Consider the following 879-nt stretch of genomic DNA (forward strand, 5'->3'; position numbering starts at 1 on the left):
CTTTGGCCATTTCTGACGGGTGATGTGGGAGCGAGGGCGGCGAAGCGAACGATGCGGTAGACTGGCAGCGTTTCCGCCAAGAGACACCGCCATGCCGGATCTGCCCACCCGCTTCGCCGCGATCATTGTAGCCTTTGCCCCGCTGTTTTGCCACCGGACGTGGCGTCATGCCGAAATCCTGCTCGTCGGGGCCATCCTGGCCCCCGGCAAGCGCACCGTGACCAGCATCTTGCGCATCTGCGGCCTCAGCCGCGAGCGCCACTTCGTCAACGACCATCGCGTGCTCAGCCGGGCTCGCTGGAGTGGGCACGAAGCGGCCGGGCTGCTGCTGGGCCTGCTGATCCATGCCTTTGTCCCGGCGGGTCCGGTCATTCTCGGTCTCGACGACACCATCGAGCGCCGCCGCGGCAAGCGCATCAAGGCCAAGGGCATCTACCGCGATCCGGTGCGCTCCTCGGATGCTCATTTCGTCAAGGCCTCGGGCCTGCGCTGGCTCAGCCTCATGCTCCTGGCTCCGATCCCATGGGCGGCCCGCACATGGGCTCTGCCGTTCCTCACCGCCCTGGCACCCTCCGAGCGGTCTTGCCGTGAGCGCAGACAGCGGCACAAAAAGCTGACTGACTGGGCGCGGCAGATGGTGCTGCAGGTCCGGCGCTGGTTGCCTGAGCGCGAGCTGGTGCTGGTCACCGATATGGGTTTTGCCGCTCTGGAGCTGCTGGCCGCTTTGTCGCGTCGGGGGGTGATCTGCATCACGCGGCTGCGGCTCGATGCGGCTCTCTACGAGCCGGCCCCATGGCGCCGGCCGGGGACGGCGGGCCGGCCGCGCACCAAAGGCGCTCGCATGCCGACCCTGTCTGAGGTGCTGAAGCGGACGAGCAC

At 67.8% G+C, this 879-nt stretch carries 1 protein-coding gene; it reads left to right on the forward strand.

The window, feature by feature from the left end; all coding sequences use genetic code 11:
• Positions 1 to 91 precede the first annotated feature (91 nt).
• The coding region (locus KBI52_RS32490) for a transposase (RefSeq protein ID WP_247654095.1) at positions 92 to 879 on the forward strand (788 nt) is incomplete at its 3' end.

The sequence above is a fragment of the Microvirga sp. HBU67558 genome, assembly GCF_018069605.1.
GTDB classification, from domain to species: domain Bacteria; phylum Pseudomonadota; class Alphaproteobacteria; order Rhizobiales; family Beijerinckiaceae; genus Microvirga; species Microvirga terrae.